A 19,056-nucleotide genomic window follows, 5' to 3' on the forward strand; every position below is an offset into this window, starting at 1 on the left:
TCGACACCATGACGGCAAAAAGGTCCTCATTCGTGCCGGAATGGCACGAGAGGACCTCTCTTTTTCGAGCTAATAAGCGCTTGACTTTTCCTATTATTCTATAGACTGAGAAGCTTGCGGCTCACTACGCAGCAGCACATTCACAATTTCGTCCTTCTTCTCCACTGGAGCCAGCAGCTTGCCTGTATCTTTTCGGTCGGTCAAAGGAGCCTTTTCCGAAAGGAAGGACATCGTTTGTCCTTCTGCTGTGATTGCAAATAATTGAACAGCTTCACGGCAATAGAAGGCAGCCACGATTCGAGTTCCATTCGAACGTACTCGTTTGCCTTCCTTGAACTCAAAGGTGGTGATACCTTTGCCGCCTCTTCCCTGTGTAGGATAGTCCAACAGAAGCGTACGCTTACCATAACCGGACTCGGTCAGCACCAACACTTCTCCTTCATCCTCTTCTACCCATAACGCCGCGATAATTTCATCGCCCTCCGCTAGCTGTATACCTTTGACACCAGCCGAGACGCGGCCCATCGCATTAACCTCTTGCTCCTTGAAGCGTATACTCATACCCGCGCGGGTAATCAGCATAATATCCCGGGTACCCTCGCTTAACGTTACCGATAATACCTCATCGTCCCCTGCTACTTTGCAGGCGGCTACGGCACTAGAACGTTTTGTAGCATATTCTTTCAATTCTGTACGCTTTACTTGGCCCTTCTTGGTTACAAATACCAGGCTTTTGCCGATTTCCTCAATGTTTTTGAGCGGAATAACACTTACGATACGATCTTCCTTCGATAACGGAATGACGTTGACAATTGGAGTGCCCGGCTCTTTCCACTTATACTCTGGCACCTGATGTACAGGCAATAAAAAGTATTGTCCGCGCTGAGTGAAGACGAGCAATACATCCAGCGTATTCACATCAAGTAATTGGGTAACGTAATCCCCTTCTTTAACACCGGAACTTGAACGTTCCCCGCCTGAACGAGTGAATGACAACATACTTGTACGTTTCACATAGCCATCTTTCGAGAGTGTCAGCAACACATCCTCTGCTCCTACCATGACTTCCAGGTTTACCTTAATCTCTTCTACCTCGCCCTGGATATCTGAACGACGGTCAATGCCGTACTTTTCGCGAATTTCCAACAGTTCCTTGCGAATTAGGCTGATCAGCTTACGGTCACTTTCCAGAATAGAACGATATTGCGCGATTTTTTTCTGGATGTCACCCAGTTCTTTTTCAAGCGTGGTGATTTCCAGATTGGTGAGACGGTACAACTGCAAAGTCAAAATAGAATCTGCCTGACGTTCGCTAAAACCAAACATCCATTGCAAATTATTTTGCGCGTCCTGGCGATTTTTGGAAGCTTTAATGGCTGCGATGACCTCATCCAGAATGTTCAGCGCCTTGACCAAACCTTCCAGCACATGGGCACGATCCTCTGCCTTTTCCAGTTCATACTGGATACGGTGAGTAACAACTTCGCGTTGATGAGCAATATACGCTTCCAAAATGGACTTTAGCCCAAGCTGATGTGGCGCTTTGTTCACAATGGCTACCATGTTGAAGTTATATGCCACCTGTAGATCGGTTTTTTTCAGTAAATATGCTAAAATCCCTTCCGCATCGGCTTCCTTCTTTAGCTCGACAACAATGCGCAAACCATTTCGTCCACTCTCGTCACGAACCTCGGCAATCCCTTCCACCTTTTTCTCCAAACGGATATTTTCCATGGCGGTAACGAGTCTTGATTTGACGATCTGGTATGGGATTTCGGTAATGACCAGTTGCTGCTTACCTCCGCGCAAGGACTGGATTTCCGTTTTGGAACGAATATAAATGCGTCCTTTTCCCGTGCGGTAAGCGTCCTTGATACCTTCGCCACCCATAATGAGTCCACCAGTCGGGAAATCAGGACCTTTAATAAAGGTCATAATCTCTTCCAACTCAATCTCCGGCTTTTCCATCACCGCAATGCTGGCATCAATAACTTCGCGTAAACTATGTGTAGGAATCTCTGTCGCAAATCCCGCCGAGATCCCACTGGAACCGTTCACCAATAAATTTGGATAACGAGACGGCAACACAACAGGCTCTTTGGCCGAGTTATCAAAATTGTCCTTGAACAAAACCGTACGCTTTTCAATATCGCGTAGCATTTCCATTGCGATCGGAGACAAGCGAGCCTCCGTGTAACGCATAGCTGCTGCCGGGTCATCATCCTGGGAACCCCAGTTACCGTGACCGTCCACCAGCACGTGACTCATTTTCCAGGGTTGTGCCATCCGTACCATGCCGTCGTAAATCGACGAGTCACCGTGGGGGTGGTAATTACCCATAACGTCCCCAACGGTTTTGGCCGATTTACGATATGCTTTATCCGGCGTATTGCCCGAATCGTACATTGCATAAAGAATACGACGTTGTACGGGTTTTAATCCGTCCCTTACATCGGGTATCGCCCGATCCTGAATAATATATTTGGAATATCGGCCAAAGCGGTCACCGACCACTTCCTCCAGAAAAGCTGGCAAAAACTGCTCCGATAAGCTCATGTTTACACCTCATTTGATAGCACTACTCTACGTATTCCGTGAAATCTACGTTTTCCACGATCCAGCGTTTGCGCGGGTCCACCTTATCCCCCATCAAAGTGGACACCCTACGTTCAGCCTTGGCTGCATCCTCTATCTGAACGCGTAACAAGGTGCGTGAATCAGGATTCATCGTTGTTTCCCATAACTGATCAGGGTTCATTTCCCCAAGTCCTTTATAGCGCTGAAGCTCAAAATTTCGTCCAAATTCTTTCAAATAATTATCAAGCTGCTCGTCAGTCCAAGCATAACGCACCGTTTCGAGCTTACCCGACTTTCGAGTTATTTTATACAATGGCGGTTGAGCAATAAATATGCGTCCTGCATCAATAAGCTCTTTCATGTACCGATAAAAGAACGTCAACAACAGCACTTGAATGTGCGCACCATCTGTATCTGCATCGGTCATAATGATGATTTTGGAATAATTGCTGTCTTCCAGCGAAAACTCTGTTCCTACCCCCGCACCAATAGCTGCTGTAATAGCACGGTACTCATCATTCTTCATAATATCCGCCAGTTTGGATTTCTCCGGATTCATCGGTTTACCCTTTAGCGGTAAGATGGCCTGAATTTTGGAATCCCGTCCCTGCTTGGCTGATCCTCCAGCCGAATCGCCTTCCACAATAAACAACTCATTACGTGTAAAATCCTTGGACTGCGCAGGCGACAGTTTACCATTCAAATTGGAACTTTCACTGCGCTTTTTACCGGAACGCATCTCATCCCGAGCTTTACGTGCAGCTTCACGCGCTCTGGATGCTTGAACTGCCTTCTTGATCAAAGTTTGTGCTATCTGCGGATTTTCTTCCAAAAAACGCTGCATCTGCTCAGATACGATGGCATCCACTGTACTCCGTGCCGAAGCGCTACCCAGTTGATCCTTTGTCTGACCGACAAATTCAACCTCAGCCATCTTGACACTGATTACAGCCATCATGCCCTCACGTAGATCGTTGCCCTCCAAGTTTTTATCCTTTTCTTTCAACATCACCGTTTTGCGCGCATAGTCGTTCATGACACGAGTGTAAGCGGTTTTGAATCCCGTTTCATGCGTACCTCCGCCACGTGTCGGAATGGAGTTAACGAACGAAGCAATCGTCTCTGTATAACCCGCATTGTACTGGATGGCAATCTCTACTTCAATGTCTTCTTTCTCGGCATTAAAGTGAATAACGTCATGCAGCACATCCTTGCCCTCATTCAGAAAAGCAACAAACTGACTTGCGCCACCCTCATAAAAATACTCATCTGACTTTCCGCTGCGTTCGTCTTTAAGTTGAATACGAAGGCCCGAATTTAGAAAAGCAATCTCCTGAAGGCGTTCAGCCAACGTATCGTAGTTAAAATGAATGCCTGCCTGAAATACACGAATATCCGGTTTAAATGTAATTTTCGAGCCCGTCTTGTTAGTATTGCCCAGCACTTCAAGGCCTGTGGTCGGTTCCCCGACATGCTCCACGCCCTTCTTGTCCTGCCAATATTCAAACCGCTGACGGTGAATCTTACCGTCTCGGTAAATTTCTACTTCAAGCCATTCCGAAAGAGCGTTCGTTACAGACGCACCTACACCGTGCAGACCCCCGGACTTTTTATATCCCGAACCGCCAAACTTACCTCCGGCGTGCAAAATGGTGAATACAACCTGAGGCGTAGGAATTCCCGTTTTGTGCATTCCCGTAGGAATACCGCGCCCGTTGTCTGATACCGTAATGGAACCGTCCTTATGCATTGTAATATCAATGCGAGAGCAAAACTTGGCGAGATGTTCATCCACCGCGTTGTCTACAATTTCCCATACCAAATGATGCAGCCCCGAAGAACTGGTGCTCCCGATGTACATGCCCGGCCGTTTGCGAACTGCCACAAGCCCTTCGAGCACTTGAATGTCGTCCGCGCCATATTCTGAAGCTCCGCTTTGTGTGCCGGACACTCCCGCAGACAAGTCGATTTTGTCGACCATTCATGCTCCCCCTTTGTCTAATCGTAACCGTGTTTTGCCTTATTCTTGATGATTTTCACCAAAAATGCAAACAGATGTTTTCTTTTACCTTGTCCATTTTAATTCAATATATCCCGTTTCGTAAAGACGGCGAATGAAACAATCAATGCCGCAGCCCCCCAAATGCCCAGTACAGCTAAAGAAAAGGGTAAAGTCATTCCCTCAATCGGGGCGGGGCTTCCAGATAAATAATCGGTTAATTGGAGGTTAACCATAAATAAATATTTAGCACTCTGCCAAGACGAAGCCATGTTTGTCAAAATAGTGCCCGAAATGAGTGCAGCCATCATGACCACGATACTTGCCGCCGTACTTCGTACCAGGACAGATACCATAAAGGCTAACGAAGCTACCACAAGACTGACAAACCAGATTAATCCGGCTTGCAGCATCAGATAATGCCATTGTGGAATCGCATGTACAGCAGACAAATCCACCGTCGATCCAACAATTTGAAATCCGGTAAATACCGGAACATTAAAACCGCGAAAACCAAAAAACAAGCCTGATATCACATAGCTAATTACAAATACAGCCAAAATGATGAGCGAAACGAACATGTACAATGTCAGCAGCTTACTCAGCAGTATTTTCCACCGCCTGACTGGGCGGGTCAGTAACATTTTTATCGTGCCTGTCGTCCGTTCTCCTGAAACCAAGTCGGAGGCTATAGCCATAATCAACAACGGAACGAACAGATTTATGGAATTCTCCATAAACTCTCTGGTAAAAGTGACACCACTCGGCTCATTCGGATTCACATCATTTTCCAAATAATATTGCATCTGCTGCACAAAGACCCGACGGTAGGTCTTCCATTCCTCGGGAACCCGGTCACTTCCCAGCGAGTTTTGATTATCGGTAATCGCCTGACGCAGTTCAAGCCGCCAATCATTGCCGAATTTTTCGCGATTGTTTTCTGCCACTTTCATCTGAGCGTACGTAAAAATCGGCACAAGCACAAGTAAAACTAGTAAAATGACATAAAATCGTTTCTTCTTGATAATTTTGAGTGTTTCATTTTGTACGAGCGGTAAAATGTTATTCAAGTATCTCACCTTCCGTCATTTTCAGGAATAGCTGCTCCAGTGTAGGGTTGATTTTGGTTACACCTTTTACGGAAATACCGGAAGCCGTCATTTGTGTCACCAGCTCCGCAATATGCTCTTCATCCATTTCTGTAAAAATTGCATCGGCTCCGCTACCTGCAACAATACTGTCATCAATTAATTCATCGGCGTTCGTAATCATTTGCACATGCGGAGAATTTTGCAATATGGCAAGACCCTGATCACGAGGCTCCAGTTGCCATACGGCCATATGTGAGTGCGTCTCAACCAGTTCTCGTACACCACCTACAGCTAGCACCTTTCCCCGACTTATAATTGCCACCCGATCACATAGCAGCTGGATTTCGCTAAGCAAATGACTGGAAACAAATACAGCCATGCCTTCTGCCGCTAGCAAACGGATAAAAGCTCTCATTTCCTTGATCCCCTTGGGGTCTAACCCGTTGGTCGGTTCATCCAAAATCAGCAATTTCGGTCTACCGAGCAAGGCTTGGGCTATACCAAGACGCTGGCGCATTCCGAGAGAATACGTACTTACTTTATCATGGATACGGCGATCGAGCCGAACCAGCTCAACGACTTCGCGGATACGCTGTTCGTCTACACCAGGCTGCATACGGGCAAAATGCTCTAAATTCTCCCAACCTGTCAGATAGCTGTACACCTCTGGATTTTCCACAATAGAACCAATATGCCGTAAAGCCTGCTCAGGGTCACGATTTACATTATGTCCACAGACAGTAATCGTCCCTTCCGTAGGCTTAATTAAATCGACCAGCATACGAATAGTCGTCGTTTTCCCAGCCCCATTAGGGCCGAGAAATCCGAAAATTTCACCCGCACGAACGTCGAATGTGACATCATGAATGATCATTTTGCGTTTGATACGTTTCTTAACGTGCTGAACAGAGAGAACTGTTTCGTTATTGCTTCTGTCTCTGCCTGTGCTGCCAACCTGATTGGCGGAATGGAAACTGGACACTGCATCCCTTGAGGTCGAATTTTCGGTTATTCCAGTCCCGTTCTTGTCAGCAGATTGGATGCTCATTAGTTGTTCCCTCCCTTTTTAACTTCAGCAGGTTGGCTGCTTGTAGACTGTTGTTCATTATCCACTTTATCGGCATCCTTCGTGTTTGCAACTGCAAACCCTTGCGCGATACGTTCAGCGATTGCCTGATAGCCCTGTCCGTTTGGATGAAAATGATCGGATGATAAATAGACGGGCAAATTTTGCTGGAATAAATCGAAAGTTGGAACCAGAGTCATATTGCTGTTTTGGTTGGTAATTGCCATGGCAGCCAGATTCCATTCTGTTACCACAAGATTACCGGGAATTTTCATTTCCTGCAGATCACTGAATGGATTATATAATCCGACATAGATAATTTTAGCATTCGGATTGATTTTCCCTACCTTTGTCAGCACTTTTTGCAGACGTTTGGCGGCATCAGGCACAGCTTTACGCAAACCACTGAGTGTAGGCGGCTCTTTGCCGGTTTGGGCAGCCTGAGCCCCCTGAAATAAATCATTTCCGCCAATCGAGACCATAATAACGTTAGCCTTTTTCAACACATAAGAAACACCAGGCTCATCCAGCTTGGTCAATAGTCCTTGAGTCGTCAGTCCATTAATCCCCAGATTATTTATGAGCTGAGCCTTATGGCCTTCCTGATTATTTAACAAGCTCACCGACCGACGCACAAAACCACTTCCGGAGTCATCCCCCGTGCCTTTGGCTAGCGAATCTCCAATGGCAGCTACCCGAAACTCTCCCGTCTGATTAGTAGCGGATGGCGCAGTTTGTGTCTGCGATGTACCGGAATGTACAGGTTGAGTGCTAACCATTGGCTCTGGAGCCGTGATACTTTGTACTGCTGTAATAAATCCGTACAATAATAGCAATGTGGCGGCAATGGAAACGGAACCGACAGACCGCCAAATCCATTTTGATGAATTCACTCGTGTTCCCTCCTGATAGCTTAGTGAAATAAACATAAAGCTTCTTATATCATTTTGCAAATAAACCGTTCGGAATAAAAGCGCAATAAATGCTTAGAGTCATATATAATTTCCCATGAACATGCAAAAAAAGGATGGCAAATGGCCACCCTTATATTATACTTTCTTGTGCGAACAGTTTATCCTCTCTTCTCTAATCAAACGAATCAAACTATTTGCTATCAGGTATGAAACTTTTGATCCATTGTCCAAAACTGCCCGGATTTCGACTTTGTATCAGTACCGTTCCTTCACCGCGAAAACGGCATACAAGCGCTTCTCCACTCGTTACGCTGGACAACCAGCCTTTCGATGCTTTTTCAATTTTATAATCCATATAATCCGGCCATGCCACCAGATGAGCATTATCAATAATACGCTCCTCTCCTGGCGCGATATAAATGGGATGAATGGCTCCATAAGAGGATAGGAATACCGTACCTCGACCACTGATTTCTACGATAAAAAAACCTTCACCGGAGAATAAACCTTTCATCAGGTTTTGCATTTTGGTGCTAACCTCAATGCCTTCTGTACAAGCTAGAAAACCGTCCTTTTGGACCATCAACCTATACGTGCCATCCAATTCTACCGCTTGTACATCACCTATACTGGCAGGGGCTAACAACACTTCAGCCGGCCCACGGGCTGCCCTCAGTTCTTGAAAAAAGAATTTTTCTCCGCTTAGCATTCTGCCTAAACCACGTAACAGTCCACCGTCTACTGTCCCCTTTATATCTACACTGGAAGACATGGAAACCATTGCTCCCATTTCCGCTTTAATCATTTCCCCGGGGTTCAACTGCACCTTGAGCATAGCAAAGGCACCTTCATGCACAATTTCGTAGCTCATTTGCTCACCTAGCTTTCCATAAATAGTCTGCTATCCATTCAACTTGCTGCTATCATACTATAAATACGTCCCTTATGTCTTTTCTGGTATAAAGCAAGGGTTATGCCTGTGGAGGAATAAGAGACACCAAAAGACCCGCTGAACGTGTCAGCGGGTCTCCAGATTAACGTCATGCCACTATCTTTTCATAACAGCGGCATGACGTTTCGAACGTATTTACTATCATCTTAGTTACGTGTGAACTCTTGTACCCAATATCCATTGTAGTAAGCCACACCGATTTGCGTATATTCTGCCTTCAAAATATTCTCACGATGTCCCTGACTGTTCATCCAAGCTTTCATTACTTCTTGTGGTGTTTGTTGTCCCATAGCAATATTCTCACCCGCATACGTATAAGTTACACCGAACTTTTTCATCATATCAAAGGGTGAACCGTAGGTCGGAGATGTATGGGAAAAGTAATTGTTCGTGCTCATGTCCTTCGCCTTGGCTAAGGCTACTTCTGTAAGCTTCGCATTAGATGTAAGGGGCTTCAGACCTTTTTGGCTGCGCTCGTTGTTTACAAGCTTTACAACCTCAGCTGCAAATTGGGACTTGCTGAGTTGTGCATCAGACCCTGCAGACTGACTCGCGCCTGAATTTGTGTTTTGTTTTTGGGCCTGTTGCTTGTTACTAGAGTGCGAAGCCTTTTGGCTACCTTGTTTGGTTGTTGTTTGCTTGCCGGATGAAGGATTTGCTGTTTTGTTTTTAGCCTTGTCCTTTTCAGATGCATCCTTAATTACGGTCTTTGTTATCGTAGTCGTCCCGTTGGACATATTGACGGTATATCCGTTATTTTGAAACCACTGTTGTAGTTGGGCAGTCAAATCGTCAGCTGGTGAAGCTGATGCCGGAACGATGAATCCTGCGGATAAAATGGCGCTTAGACTTCCCATCACAAGTGTTTTTTTCAACATATTCTTCATTTCGTCATCTCCTTGTTGTATAAATGCCTTGGTGTGAACGCGTCCGGTTACAACTTTGTAATCTTTACTCTAGCAGTATATCATGTTTTATAGCAGGATCAATGGTATAAAAGTTGGAAAAAAAATAGCCCCGCTCGGAATGAACCATGCGGAACTAAGTTAAAAGTAGTGAGGCTTTAAGTATTAAATTGTCTTGTTGTAGGCTGATTATCTAAGCTTTTTGCTGAAACGGTAGCCTTGCTTTTCAAAGCCGATTCGGTTGTAGAAAGCCCGGGCCTCTACTTGTTTGATGCGGTTATTCGCTCCAGTAATGAATAAATGATAGCATCCTTGCGCACGTCCCCACTCCTCACCACAAGCCACCAGGCGCTTGCCAATGCCCTCGCCGCGATACTCCCCGCTCACGACTAGCATGGTGATTTGTACGGCAGGATCAGGATAAGCCAAGCTTTGAGCCGTATGCATGCCGATTACTCCGACAACACGACCATCCATTTCTGCAACCATCATATTCGCTTGACTGTCCTCCCGCGTTGTTCCCATAACTTCTTTCATTACACCACAAGTCATCGGGTATCCGACTTCTCTTAGTAGTCCTGTTACGGCTTCGCAATCGCCAAGCTCTACGGAACGAATTGTCAGTACTGGAATCATCACATTGTTAGACATGATTTACCTCCACTTTCAGCATATTAGCAGCTTCTTTGGCCGTCTTCCGTGCTGTTTCCACATCTTCTGCAGCGCTAAGCGCTACAGCCATCCGGCGACCCGGCTTGGTTTCTGGCTTCCCGAACACTCGCACCTGTGTCCGGGGTAGCAATAATGCATCATGCAGACCGCTTATTACAAAATCCCGCGTAGCCACTTCTGCCTTCAAAGTAGCTGAAGCTCCTGGTGTAAGCAACGTGACAGATGGCACTGGGAATCCGAGGATGGCCCGCACGTGAAGTGCAAATTCCGACAAATCCTGCGTGATCATGGTCACCATACCTGTATCATGCGGACGAGGGGATACTTCACTGAATATGACGCCATCAGTCGTTAAAAATAGCTCTACGCCAAACAATCCGTAACCACCCAGTTCATCCGTAATCGTACGGGCAATGTCTTCCGCCTCCGAAAGCTGCTTGTCCGTCATGCCATGGGGCTGCCAGGATTCGACATAATCCCCATCTTTCTGAATATGGCCAATCGGTGGGCAAAAAGTCGTACCCGAAACCGATCTGACGGTCAATAAGGTGATTTCGCTCTCAAACGGGACAAAAGCTTCAACAATGACACGTGTAGTTTTGGCACGCGCGCCTTCCAGCGCCGTATTCCAGCAGGATTCTGCATCTTCGATTGCCCGGCATACAGACTGCCCTTTACCCGACGAACTCATCAAGGGCTTGACCACGCATGGCGTGCCCAGCTCATGAACCGCCGACCGCAACTGCTCAAAGTTATCTGCAAAACGATAGGCAGCAGTCGGAAGCTGTAATTTCTCGGCAGCCAGCCTGCGGATACCTTCCCGGTCCATCGTAAGACGGGCGGCACGGGCCGTTGGTACTACGTGAAATCCTTCTTGCTCTAATTCTTCCAAAGCACCCGTAGCAATAGCTTCGATTTCAGGTACAATTATGTCGGGCTTTTCCTCACGAATTAGTGCCTTCAACGCCTCAGCATCCTGCATATCCAGACAGTGAGAGCGATGGGCTACCTGCATTGCTGGAGCCAGTTCATAGCGATCAACAGCAATACATTCCACGCCAAGCCGCTGAGCTTCAATAATGACTTCTTTTCCCAATTCGCCGCTACCCAGCAGCAGCATCTTCTTAGCCTTGGCAGAAAAAGGAGCACCCCACATCTTGAACTCTTCCCCCTCTGACGAAAATTGCTCTGATCTCTTTTCATCTTTATTTTCAGGGTTTAGCTCCAAGAATGCAATAGTGCTCGGCATTTAAATTTACAAAAAACGCGATTTTTTGATCTTTTTTTTACAAAAATCTGAACTGTGCTTCCACCAGCCCCCGATATATTCCATGTTTTTTCATCAATTGTTCATGATTACCACTTTCTTGGATTTCCCCATGATCCAGTACAACGATATGATCAGCATTTCGAATGGTAGACAAACGGTGAGCGACCATAAAAGAAGTTCTGCCTTCCAGTAAAACCTGAAGAGCCTCCTGAATTTTCAGCTCCGTTTCTGTATCAATACTGGCTGTGGCCTCATCCAGAATAAGAATTCGCGGATTAGCCAGCAAGGCACGAGCAAAGGATAAGAGCTGTCGCTGGCCCATGGACAGCATTCCCCCCCGCTCCTCTACTTCTGTTTCATAGCCAGCTGGCAAGTGAACAATGAATTCATGAGCATTGACCGCCTTCGCAGCCGCTTCAATTTCCTCATCCGTTGCATCCAAACGGCCAAATCGGATATTATCGCGTATCGTCCCCGAAAAAATAAATGTATCCTGAAGCACGATGCTAATCTGGCTTCGCAAGCTCTCCACCGTGACATCACGCACATCTTGACCGTCAATCGTAAGCCTCCCTGACGTAATGTCATAAAAACGGCTGAGCAGATTAATAATTGTACTTTTACCTGAGCCGGTGTGACCCACAAGCGCTATAGATTGACCCGCTTCGACGGAAAGACTAATACCTTTAAGCGCCTGACGTCCCTTCTCATATTCAAAAATGACCTTTTCAAATTGGATGTCACCCCGAATGGGTGGCAAGGCTTTTGCTCCCGGTTTGTTTGCAATATTCGGCTGTTCATCCATAAACTCAAAAATTCGTTCTGACGAAGCCATCGCAACCAGTAACTGATTATACATTTGGCCCAGCCGATTAATCGGCTCCCAAAAGTTCCCAACATAGTTGGCAAACGCAACCAGCAGCCCCACTGTAAGCTGATCTGTCTGAATTAAATGCGCTCCAAACCAGAATAGCACAAGCGTACCAAATCCTCCGGTAATATCAATAAGTGGGCCAAAAACCTGATTCATGGCAGAAGCCTTATCCCACGATTTTTTGCTAGAGCTGTTCATGTCGTCGAAATAAGCCATGTTTTCCTGCTCCTGCGTATACGCTTGTGTCACACGAATCCCCTGAATAGACTCATTCAAATGAGAGTTGATACGCGAGTTCTTCATACGCACTTCTTGCCAAGCGCGACGGATGCGAACGCGCAGCTTGGTCGAGATCAAAAACATGATCGGAACGGTCACAATTACTGCCAAACCGAGCTTCCAGTTAATAAGCAGCAAAATGACAATAATTCCGATAAGCTGTACGCAGTCAATCAGGACATTCACTGCACCGTTCGTAAAAAGATCCTGTAGCGAGTTAATGTCATTCGTCACGCGCACTAATACAGAACCTGCCGGTCTCTTATCAAAAAAGTTAAAGGATAGCTTTTGAATATGCTTGAACAAATCTTCACGCAAATCGTAAATAACCCGTTGACCGATAATATTGGTGAATTTAATGCGGTACGTGCTGGCTGCCCATTGAATTAAATATAACAAGAGCACGGCACCCGTGATGAGCAGCAGTAACTTTACGCTGGGTAATGCAGGCCATGCGGGAGCAATTGCCTTATCAATGGCCAGACTGATCAAATAAGGAACCGTCAGTTTGGTAATGGTACCAAGAATCATCATGACCAGAAGGATCGGCAGAATCTGACGGGCATAGGGCTTCATGTATGCCAGCAAACGTTTGAATTCTGACCAGTTAAACGGTTTATCAATGACATCATCATCTTGATAGACAAAGCGCTCATTCGTCGGTTTTTTTAACGGTTTGGCTTTTTCTGCGGGTATATTCATGGTCTCACCTGCCCTTCGGATACACCGTCTGGAGCCTGAGCTATGTAATCGGCGTATTGAATATGATACACATCCTGATATGGACCTGGAGTAGCAATAAGCTGTTCATGTGTTCCACGCTGGACGATTCGTCCTTCCTCAAGCACCACAATTTCATTGGCATGGCGAAGCGAAGAGATTCGATGAGCGATTATAAATGTTGTTCGACCACGCATAACCTCTTGAAAACCGGTCTGTATTTCATGCTCTGTTTCCATATCAACCGCACTGGTAGCATCATCCAGTACCAGAATTTTCGGATTTTTGAGTAGTGCGCGCGCGATGGCGATCCGTTGTTTCTGCCCTCCGGATAGTCCCAATCCACGTTCTCCAACGACAGTGTCATATCCCAGCGGTAGTTCAGTTATGAATTCATGCGCCTGAGCCAGTTTGGAAACGCGTATGATGTCATCCATACTGACATGGCTTAAACCATATGAAATATTATTACGTATAGAGGACGAAAACAAAAACGTCTCCTGAAACACAGAAGAAATTTGAGCACGCAAATCGCGAATCTTCAAGTGACGTATATCCTTGCCATCCAACTTGATACTTCCTGCATTCACATTATAAGCACGCATGAGTAATTGAATAATGGTAGACTTCCCTGACCCCGTTCCTCCTAAAATTCCAATGACTGATCCTGGCGGTGCGTCTAAATTAATGTCAACAACAGCAGGAAGCTTATTTCCGTAAGCAAAGGTAACATGTTCAAACGTAACATGTCCTTCCACCTGATCGGCATCGAGTGTAAGTGCTCCGGCTTCATCGGTTACATCTATGGACTGATTTAGCAGTTCCAAGACCCTTTCACCGGATGCTTTGGACTGCGTATAGTTATTGATATGAAAGCCAATGCTCCAGATGGGGCCGATAATATACCAAATTAAGCTAAAGAAAGCGACGAGCTGCCCCAAGGTCATTGACTTCTGAATGACCAGATACCCGCCCATGCCCAACAGAAGGACCACACTGACAGAAGCAATTAGTTCCATAGCAGGGAAGAACCGACTCCATAAGGAAGCAGCTTGAATTTGATTACTTTTGTATTGCTCATTACGTACTGAAAATTTCTCAACTTCATATGATTCGCGGGCAAAAGATTTGACGGTTCGCACACCTGTTATATTTTCTTGGACCGCTGTCGTCAAGGCGCTAAGGGCAATCCGCATTTCCTGAAAGGTGGGATGAATCCGGGATTCAAACTTGAATGTGACGAAGAGCAGCAATGGCATGCTGATCATCGTAATGAGGGTGAGCTGCCAGTTAATATACAGCATCATCATAGAGCCGAATACGACCATCAGTAGCACATTGAGGAGTTGGGCAAAACCAAACCCAATAAAGTTACGAATTGCCTCCAAATCACCAGTCAGTCGGGACATGAGATCTCCCGTTTTGGCCGTGTCATAATATCTAAAGGACAAAAATTGCAGCTTTTCGTAACAAGCATTGCGGAGGCGGTATGCCAGGTAGTTACCTAGCCGTCCACCAAAAAAACCATGTAAAAATTGCATGAACCCTTTGATGATGACTACTCCCAGCACAGTCAGAGCCAGCGCCGGAACTTTCCCGAAGTCACCGGGGATGATAGCGTTATCAATAAGCCTTTGGAGCAGGTTCGGATACACCAGTCCCAGAGCCGTCGCTATCGCAAGGCATAAAATAGAAAGAAACAGATAGTGTCTCCTCTCGCGAAAAAAAACTTGCAGTTGCCTGAGCACTTCCATGTCAATGTCCCTCCATTAGTTGCACGACGTTGTTATATGGCTTAGTGAAGTTTACCATTCGCGTTCCAAGGCGGCAAAGAGGATAACGAGCCGTATTCAGGCAGGTTATCAATTGGTGGCTGATTAGACAAATTAAATCGCTTTCTTATTATTGAATGTGGCTATTTCCTCAGTATTGCTTTCTTTTTGGAGCATGCATAAAACACCGGGTTGTCCCACAACCCGGTGTCCTGATCTTTAATCATTGGTGAACATATTTATCTTTACTCCAAAGCCGCAATCTTGCCAGCAAGTTCTTCCCAAACCTGTGGCTGCTCACCGCCCATAAGGGCATGCTCCATGCCACGAGTCGTCTCCAGCATTTGCTCTCGAAGCTGAGCTTTCTGCCACAATTGTTCCTCCTGCATCAGCGTAACGTAAAAAGCAGACATTCGTTCACGTTGCTGATCCACAGCTTCCCCGATTCGCTCGCGTAATATCGGCTCCAGTTTGGTTTGTAGATTCGCTCGACCAGTTCCTTCAAAAAATAGCTTTGGATTTTTAAAGCTATTCCAATAATCCTTCCAATGAATGGACTCCTGCAGGGAAATTTCCTTCAGCTCGGGAACAGCCCATTTTCTCGATTCAGGTATTGTGCAATCTAGTCCTGGCAACTGATGGTTCATGTGTTCTACGCACTGTTGTATAGCCTTGTGCACCAAAGTTTGTCCCGTTTTTTCCAGCTGGAGTGTGGTTGCCAGTAATTCCTGAGACAGCTCCAGTTCGATTAAACGCATCAGCTCACGACCACAAGATGCAAAAGCCGAACGAAGATCACCTACTCCTTCACGCAGAACAGATGGATGAAACGCCTCTGCCATAAATTCTCCAGTCCGATAGGACAGCCTTTGACGTACATGATACAGCAGTTCATCGGTCTCGCCCGATAACACAGATGCACCGTTGCTATCAGTCAGGCCTAGGAGCGTATGCTCCAATTCCCCACGGATGCGAGTTAATCGCTCTAATCGTATCTCCCGTTCTTCCACGCTATAGCGGGCATCGGCTGCATGTTGCTCTATGCGGTTCCGCAGCCGGGCCAGTTCCTGCATAGCCGAAGCGATGGACAAACCTGCCAGCTCTTCGGCTGCAAATGCCGAGAAATCATCTTCAAATGCATCAAAACGTGAAGCTGAACGCAGCGAAGCCTCTCCCTGTTCGGTAGCTTCCAACGCCAGCATACTGGAAAGCGGATAAATACGTGGTTTTCGGATTCCATTCGCCTGTAGTTGTTCCTGTACATGCCGGGTAACAGAATGCAGTTCTTCTTCAGAAGAAGCCAGATCTGATGCATTAACAATAAAAAACGTCTGATCCAGTGCCAAGGTCTCTTTGACTCGACCTAGTTGATTCAGGAACTGCCGGTCGCCTTGCGTAAACGCATGGTTATAATATGTGACAAATACAAGAGCATCCGCATGCTTCATATAGTTGAAGGTCACGCCTGTGTGCCGTGCATTCACAGAATCCGCTCCTGGCGTATCCACTAGCACGATGCCCTGACGGGTCAGAGCGCAATCATAATAAAGGTCAATATGCTCCACAAAGCATGATTTGTGCTCAGACGCGACAAAATCTCGATACTGCTCTAAATTCACCTGAAGCTGTTGTCCCAGCAAGCTTTCAGCTTCTTCCCATCCGGCTGCGGCAGCCTTTAAAAAACTATAATGAGGCCTGCCCGCAGGATGGATGCCTTCCGGAGATAAAGCATGAACGGCTTCTTGCCAGCCCGCTGCCTCTGGCTCTCCCAATCCTAATAACCGAAATGAGTATTTAAGATCTTCCCGCAACGCGTCCACTGATTTCATATGGACGTCAGCCGTGGCATGGCGCTCAGCACTTGCAGGCGCCATTATGCGGTTAATCGCCGCTGTCGTCGGATGCGGCGATACGGGCAACACAGCTTCACCCAACAAAGCGTTGGCGAAGCTGGATTTCCCAGCGCTGAACGCTCCGAACAGCGCCAGCGTAAACTGCCCGCCCTCCAGCGCAGCGGCGCGGGCATGTAAATCCCGTACCGCCGCTTGCATGGCAGGGTACGGACTTACGAGGGCAGCGGCAGCCTTCAATTGGGCCGCTGCTGCATCCAACCGCGTGCGGCGGCCTCCAGCGGCAGGCTGTGCTGCCGCCGTCCCTGCTAGCGGCTGTGCCGATGCGTTGCGCGGGCCAGCGATGCCAGGGCGCGCAACGCCCGTTGGCGCCGCAGCAGCGGCGGTATCGGACGCAGGTACAGGCGCGTCCGCACGGGGCAACCCGCTTGGCGCGGAAGCCTGCGGCAGCAAGCTGCGCAACAGGGTGGCATGCGAAGCCGAGGCCTGCACGCGGGTGCTGTAGCAGCCCGCCGCCTCTGCCTGCGCCAACAGCGCAGTGCGCTTCTCTGCGAGAGCCGCGCGGCGGGCTTTGGCTCGCACTGCTAGCTGGGCCAGCAGGCGGTCTAGCAGCGTCAGCGCCTTGCGGCGGCAATCGGCGGTCACAGCAGCGCGTAGGTCCTTGCAATAGTTTAACGTATACTCTGGCGACAACGCATTTTCCTTCACCGTCTGCTCTACCAGTTGCCGGTCTATCACAGGACGGATGCCATCCAGCTCCTGCTCCATCGCAGAGGTCCACAACCCCTGACCGTCACCCCAAGACCGCAGAAGCTCCCGTACATGAGGAAGCAATTGTCCCTCCACCTGATCAGTCAGCATTCCTGTCAGCCGTTCCAAACGGCTTTCCTTTTCTCGCTCAGTCTTTCCTCCTGCAAACCATAGTCCTGTTTTGAAGCCCGGCTTGCGGCTCTCTAAGTATTCGCCTGCGGCTTCACGTAGCTCCGCTGGCGTCAAATGTGCGTGTTCCAGTAGATGATCCAGCTCTTGACGCAGCCGTTTACGCTCCTGCTCGGGAAGCATCTTCCAGTGTTCGTCTTCTTGCTGCAAGGTTTTCTGCTCTATATCCAGCCGCAAAATGGCTTCTTCCCCACCCGCTTCTTTTAGCAGTGTGTTCAGTTCCTCTTCTTCAGCTGACTGCACAGTCTCTACATGTTGCTCTACCAAATGATGCATAGAGGACACTAAACTGTATGCCAAAAGCTCTGTTTTTCGCTCCAGCAATTTCGGAATCAGGTGCGTCAACTGTTTCCACTGGTTCCATGGATGATTCTGCTCCTTCAAGGAAGTAAAAAGGATGTCCGTATAATGAACTTGCCAGGCGTGAAAGCTAGTCTCCACCTCATTACGATAACGTGTAAATGAAAGCTCCCGCTCCCGGTGTTTATCGATTTGATTGATGATCAAATATAACGGCTTGCCCCAATCCGATAAACTTTTGGCAAAAGACAAATTATTTTCAGATTGGACATGGTTGTAATCCATTACATAAAAAACAATATCTGCCCAATGTAAAGCAGAATGTGTCGCCAGCGCATGTCCGTGGTCTGTGGAATCGACGCCGGGTGTATCCAGCAGCACTCCTCCGTTAGATAATATGGGAACATCCTCCCACACTTGAACCGATTCATAGGCTCCACCATTTTTACAATACTCAGCAAGCTCGGACAGGGAGGCTTCCATGCTTTCCGGCTCTGGATTTTCCGCTGTTTGGGCTGGATGAATGAGTGCTCTCGGACGTCCATAACGGATGGACACTACATTAGCGCTCGTAGGCACCGGTCCAGATGGCAGGACGGTTTTACCACACAGGCTGTTAATCAGGCTCGATTTACCCGCTGAAAAATGTCCACAAAAGGCAATGGTCAGCTCCTGCGCATATGCTTTTTCCAGCAGATCCCCTACCGCCTTCGCTCCCGCTTCATCCCCGGCTTTACGCAGTGTATTCTGTATCTGTTCTATCGTATCCAACCACTTTCCCGCATCCCCTGTAATCGTTTGCATCATAAGCTACGGTTCCACTCCTTATCACTTGTCTGCACCAAATAGCTATATTGTAGCATTCCTAAGCCATTG

12 protein-coding genes are annotated in these 19,056 nt (G+C 47.3%); all 12 read right to left on the minus strand.

What is annotated here, in order from left to right; genetic code table 11:
* Positions 1-93: 93 nt before the first annotated feature.
* The gene (gene gyrA / locus MKX46_RS04005; RefSeq protein ID WP_254325447.1) at positions 94-2,556 is read right to left on the minus strand and encodes a DNA gyrase subunit A; all 2,463 of its coding nucleotides are present in this window, start codon (positions 2,554-2,556) and stop codon (positions 94-96) included.
* A 22-nt stretch (positions 2,557-2,578) separates the two neighbouring features.
* On the minus strand, positions 2,579-4,558 hold the full coding sequence (gene parE, locus MKX46_RS04010) for a DNA topoisomerase IV subunit B (RefSeq protein WP_013310617.1): 1,980 nt from the start codon (positions 4,556-4,558) through the stop codon (positions 2,579-2,581).
* Between the two features lie 98 nt (positions 4,559-4,656).
* Positions 4,657-5,646, minus strand: coding sequence for an ABC transporter permease (locus MKX46_RS04015; RefSeq protein WP_341070935.1), 990 nt, complete (start codon positions 5,644-5,646; stop codon positions 4,657-4,659).
* Positions 5,639-6,715 (minus strand): ABC transporter ATP-binding protein, encoded by a 1,077-nt coding sequence (locus MKX46_RS04020; RefSeq protein WP_029518152.1) that lies wholly within the window; start codon positions 6,713-6,715, stop codon positions 5,639-5,641. Before MKX46_RS04020 ends, MKX46_RS04015 begins: the two co-directional genes overlap by 8 nt.
* Positions 6,715-7,662, minus strand: a complete 948-nt coding sequence (locus tag MKX46_RS04025; protein ID WP_341070936.1) for a GDSL-type esterase/lipase family protein — start codon at positions 7,660-7,662, stop codon at positions 6,715-6,717. Before MKX46_RS04025 ends, MKX46_RS04020 begins: the two co-directional genes overlap by 1 nt.
* A gap of 175 nt (positions 7,663-7,837) precedes the next feature.
* Positions 7,838-8,518 carry a TIGR00266 family protein gene (locus tag MKX46_RS04030; protein ID WP_029518154.1) on the minus strand — a complete coding sequence of 227 codons (681 nt, stop codon included), beginning with the start codon at positions 8,516-8,518 and terminating at the stop codon, positions 7,838-7,840.
* A gap of 227 nt (positions 8,519-8,745) precedes the next feature.
* Positions 8,746-9,486, minus strand: a complete 741-nt coding sequence (locus MKX46_RS04035; protein WP_340885681.1) for a CAP domain-containing protein — start codon at positions 9,484-9,486, stop codon at positions 8,746-8,748.
* A 207-nt stretch (positions 9,487-9,693) separates the two neighbouring features.
* Positions 9,694-10,155, minus strand: coding sequence for a GNAT family N-acetyltransferase (locus MKX46_RS04040; RefSeq protein WP_013310623.1), 462 nt, complete (start codon positions 10,153-10,155; stop codon positions 9,694-9,696).
* Positions 10,148-11,332, minus strand: coding sequence for a formate-dependent phosphoribosylglycinamide formyltransferase (gene purT, locus MKX46_RS04045; protein ID WP_318627360.1), 1,185 nt, complete (start codon positions 11,330-11,332; stop codon positions 10,148-10,150). The genes MKX46_RS04040 and purT overlap by 8 nt, the downstream gene beginning before the upstream one ends.
* A 130-nt stretch (positions 11,333-11,462) precedes the next feature.
* Positions 11,463-13,301, minus strand: a complete 1,839-nt coding sequence (locus tag MKX46_RS04050) for an ABC transporter ATP-binding protein (RefSeq protein WP_029518157.1) — start codon at positions 13,299-13,301, stop codon at positions 11,463-11,465.
* A complete protein-coding gene (locus tag MKX46_RS04055) occupies positions 13,298-15,073 on the minus strand; it encodes an ABC transporter ATP-binding protein (protein ID WP_029518158.1) in 1,776 nt (591 codons plus the stop codon). The genes MKX46_RS04050 and MKX46_RS04055 overlap by 4 nt, the downstream gene beginning before the upstream one ends.
* Before the next feature lie 263 nt (positions 15,074-15,336).
* The gene (locus tag MKX46_RS04060) at positions 15,337-18,987 is read right to left on the minus strand and encodes a dynamin family protein (RefSeq protein WP_341070937.1); all 3,651 of its coding nucleotides are present in this window, start codon (positions 18,985-18,987) and stop codon (positions 15,337-15,339) included.
* Positions 18,988-19,056: the final 69 nt, after the last annotated feature.

This window comes from Paenibacillus sp. FSL P4-0113 (genome assembly GCF_038009305.1).
GTDB classification, from domain to species: Bacteria; Bacillota; Bacilli; order Paenibacillales; family Paenibacillaceae; genus Paenibacillus; species Paenibacillus polymyxa_D.

What these genes read in the sequence shown, in the direction of transcription:
- MKX46_RS04025 (WP_341070936.1), bottom strand. Translation starts at nt 7,662, where the DNA reads ATGTTTATTTCACTAAGCTATCAGGAGGGAACACGAGTGAATTCATCA.
- parE (WP_013310617.1), bottom strand. Translation starts at nt 4,558, where the DNA reads ATGGTCGACAAAATCGACTTGTCTGCGGGAGTGTCCGGCACACAAAGC.
- MKX46_RS04060 (WP_341070937.1), bottom strand. Translation starts at nt 18,987, where the DNA reads ATGATGCAAACGATTACAGGGGATGCGGGAAAGTGGTTGGATACGATA.
- MKX46_RS04030 (WP_029518154.1), bottom strand. Translation starts at nt 8,518, where the DNA reads ATGAGCTACGAAATTGTGCATGAAGGTGCCTTTGCTATGCTCAAGGTG.
- MKX46_RS04055 (WP_029518158.1), bottom strand. Translation starts at nt 15,073, where the DNA reads ATGGAAGTGCTCAGGCAACTGCAAGTTTTTTTTCGCGAGAGGAGACAC.
- MKX46_RS04050 (WP_029518157.1), bottom strand. Translation starts at nt 13,301, where the DNA reads ATGAATATACCCGCAGAAAAAGCCAAACCGTTAAAAAAACCGACGAAT.
- MKX46_RS04020 (WP_029518152.1), bottom strand. Translation starts at nt 6,715, where the DNA reads ATGAGCATCCAATCTGCTGACAAGAACGGGACTGGAATAACCGAAAAT.
- MKX46_RS04040 (WP_013310623.1), bottom strand. Translation starts at nt 10,155, where the DNA reads ATGTCTAACAATGTGATGATTCCAGTACTGACAATTCGTTCCGTAGAG.
- gyrA (WP_254325447.1), bottom strand. Translation starts at nt 2,556, where the DNA reads ATGAGCTTATCGGAGCAGTTTTTGCCAGCTTTTCTGGAGGAAGTGGTC.
- MKX46_RS04035 (WP_340885681.1), bottom strand. Translation starts at nt 9,486, where the DNA reads ATGAAGAATATGTTGAAAAAAACACTTGTGATGGGAAGTCTAAGCGCC.
- purT (WP_318627360.1), bottom strand. Translation starts at nt 11,332, where the DNA reads ATGTGGGGTGCTCCTTTTTCTGCCAAGGCTAAGAAGATGCTGCTGCTG.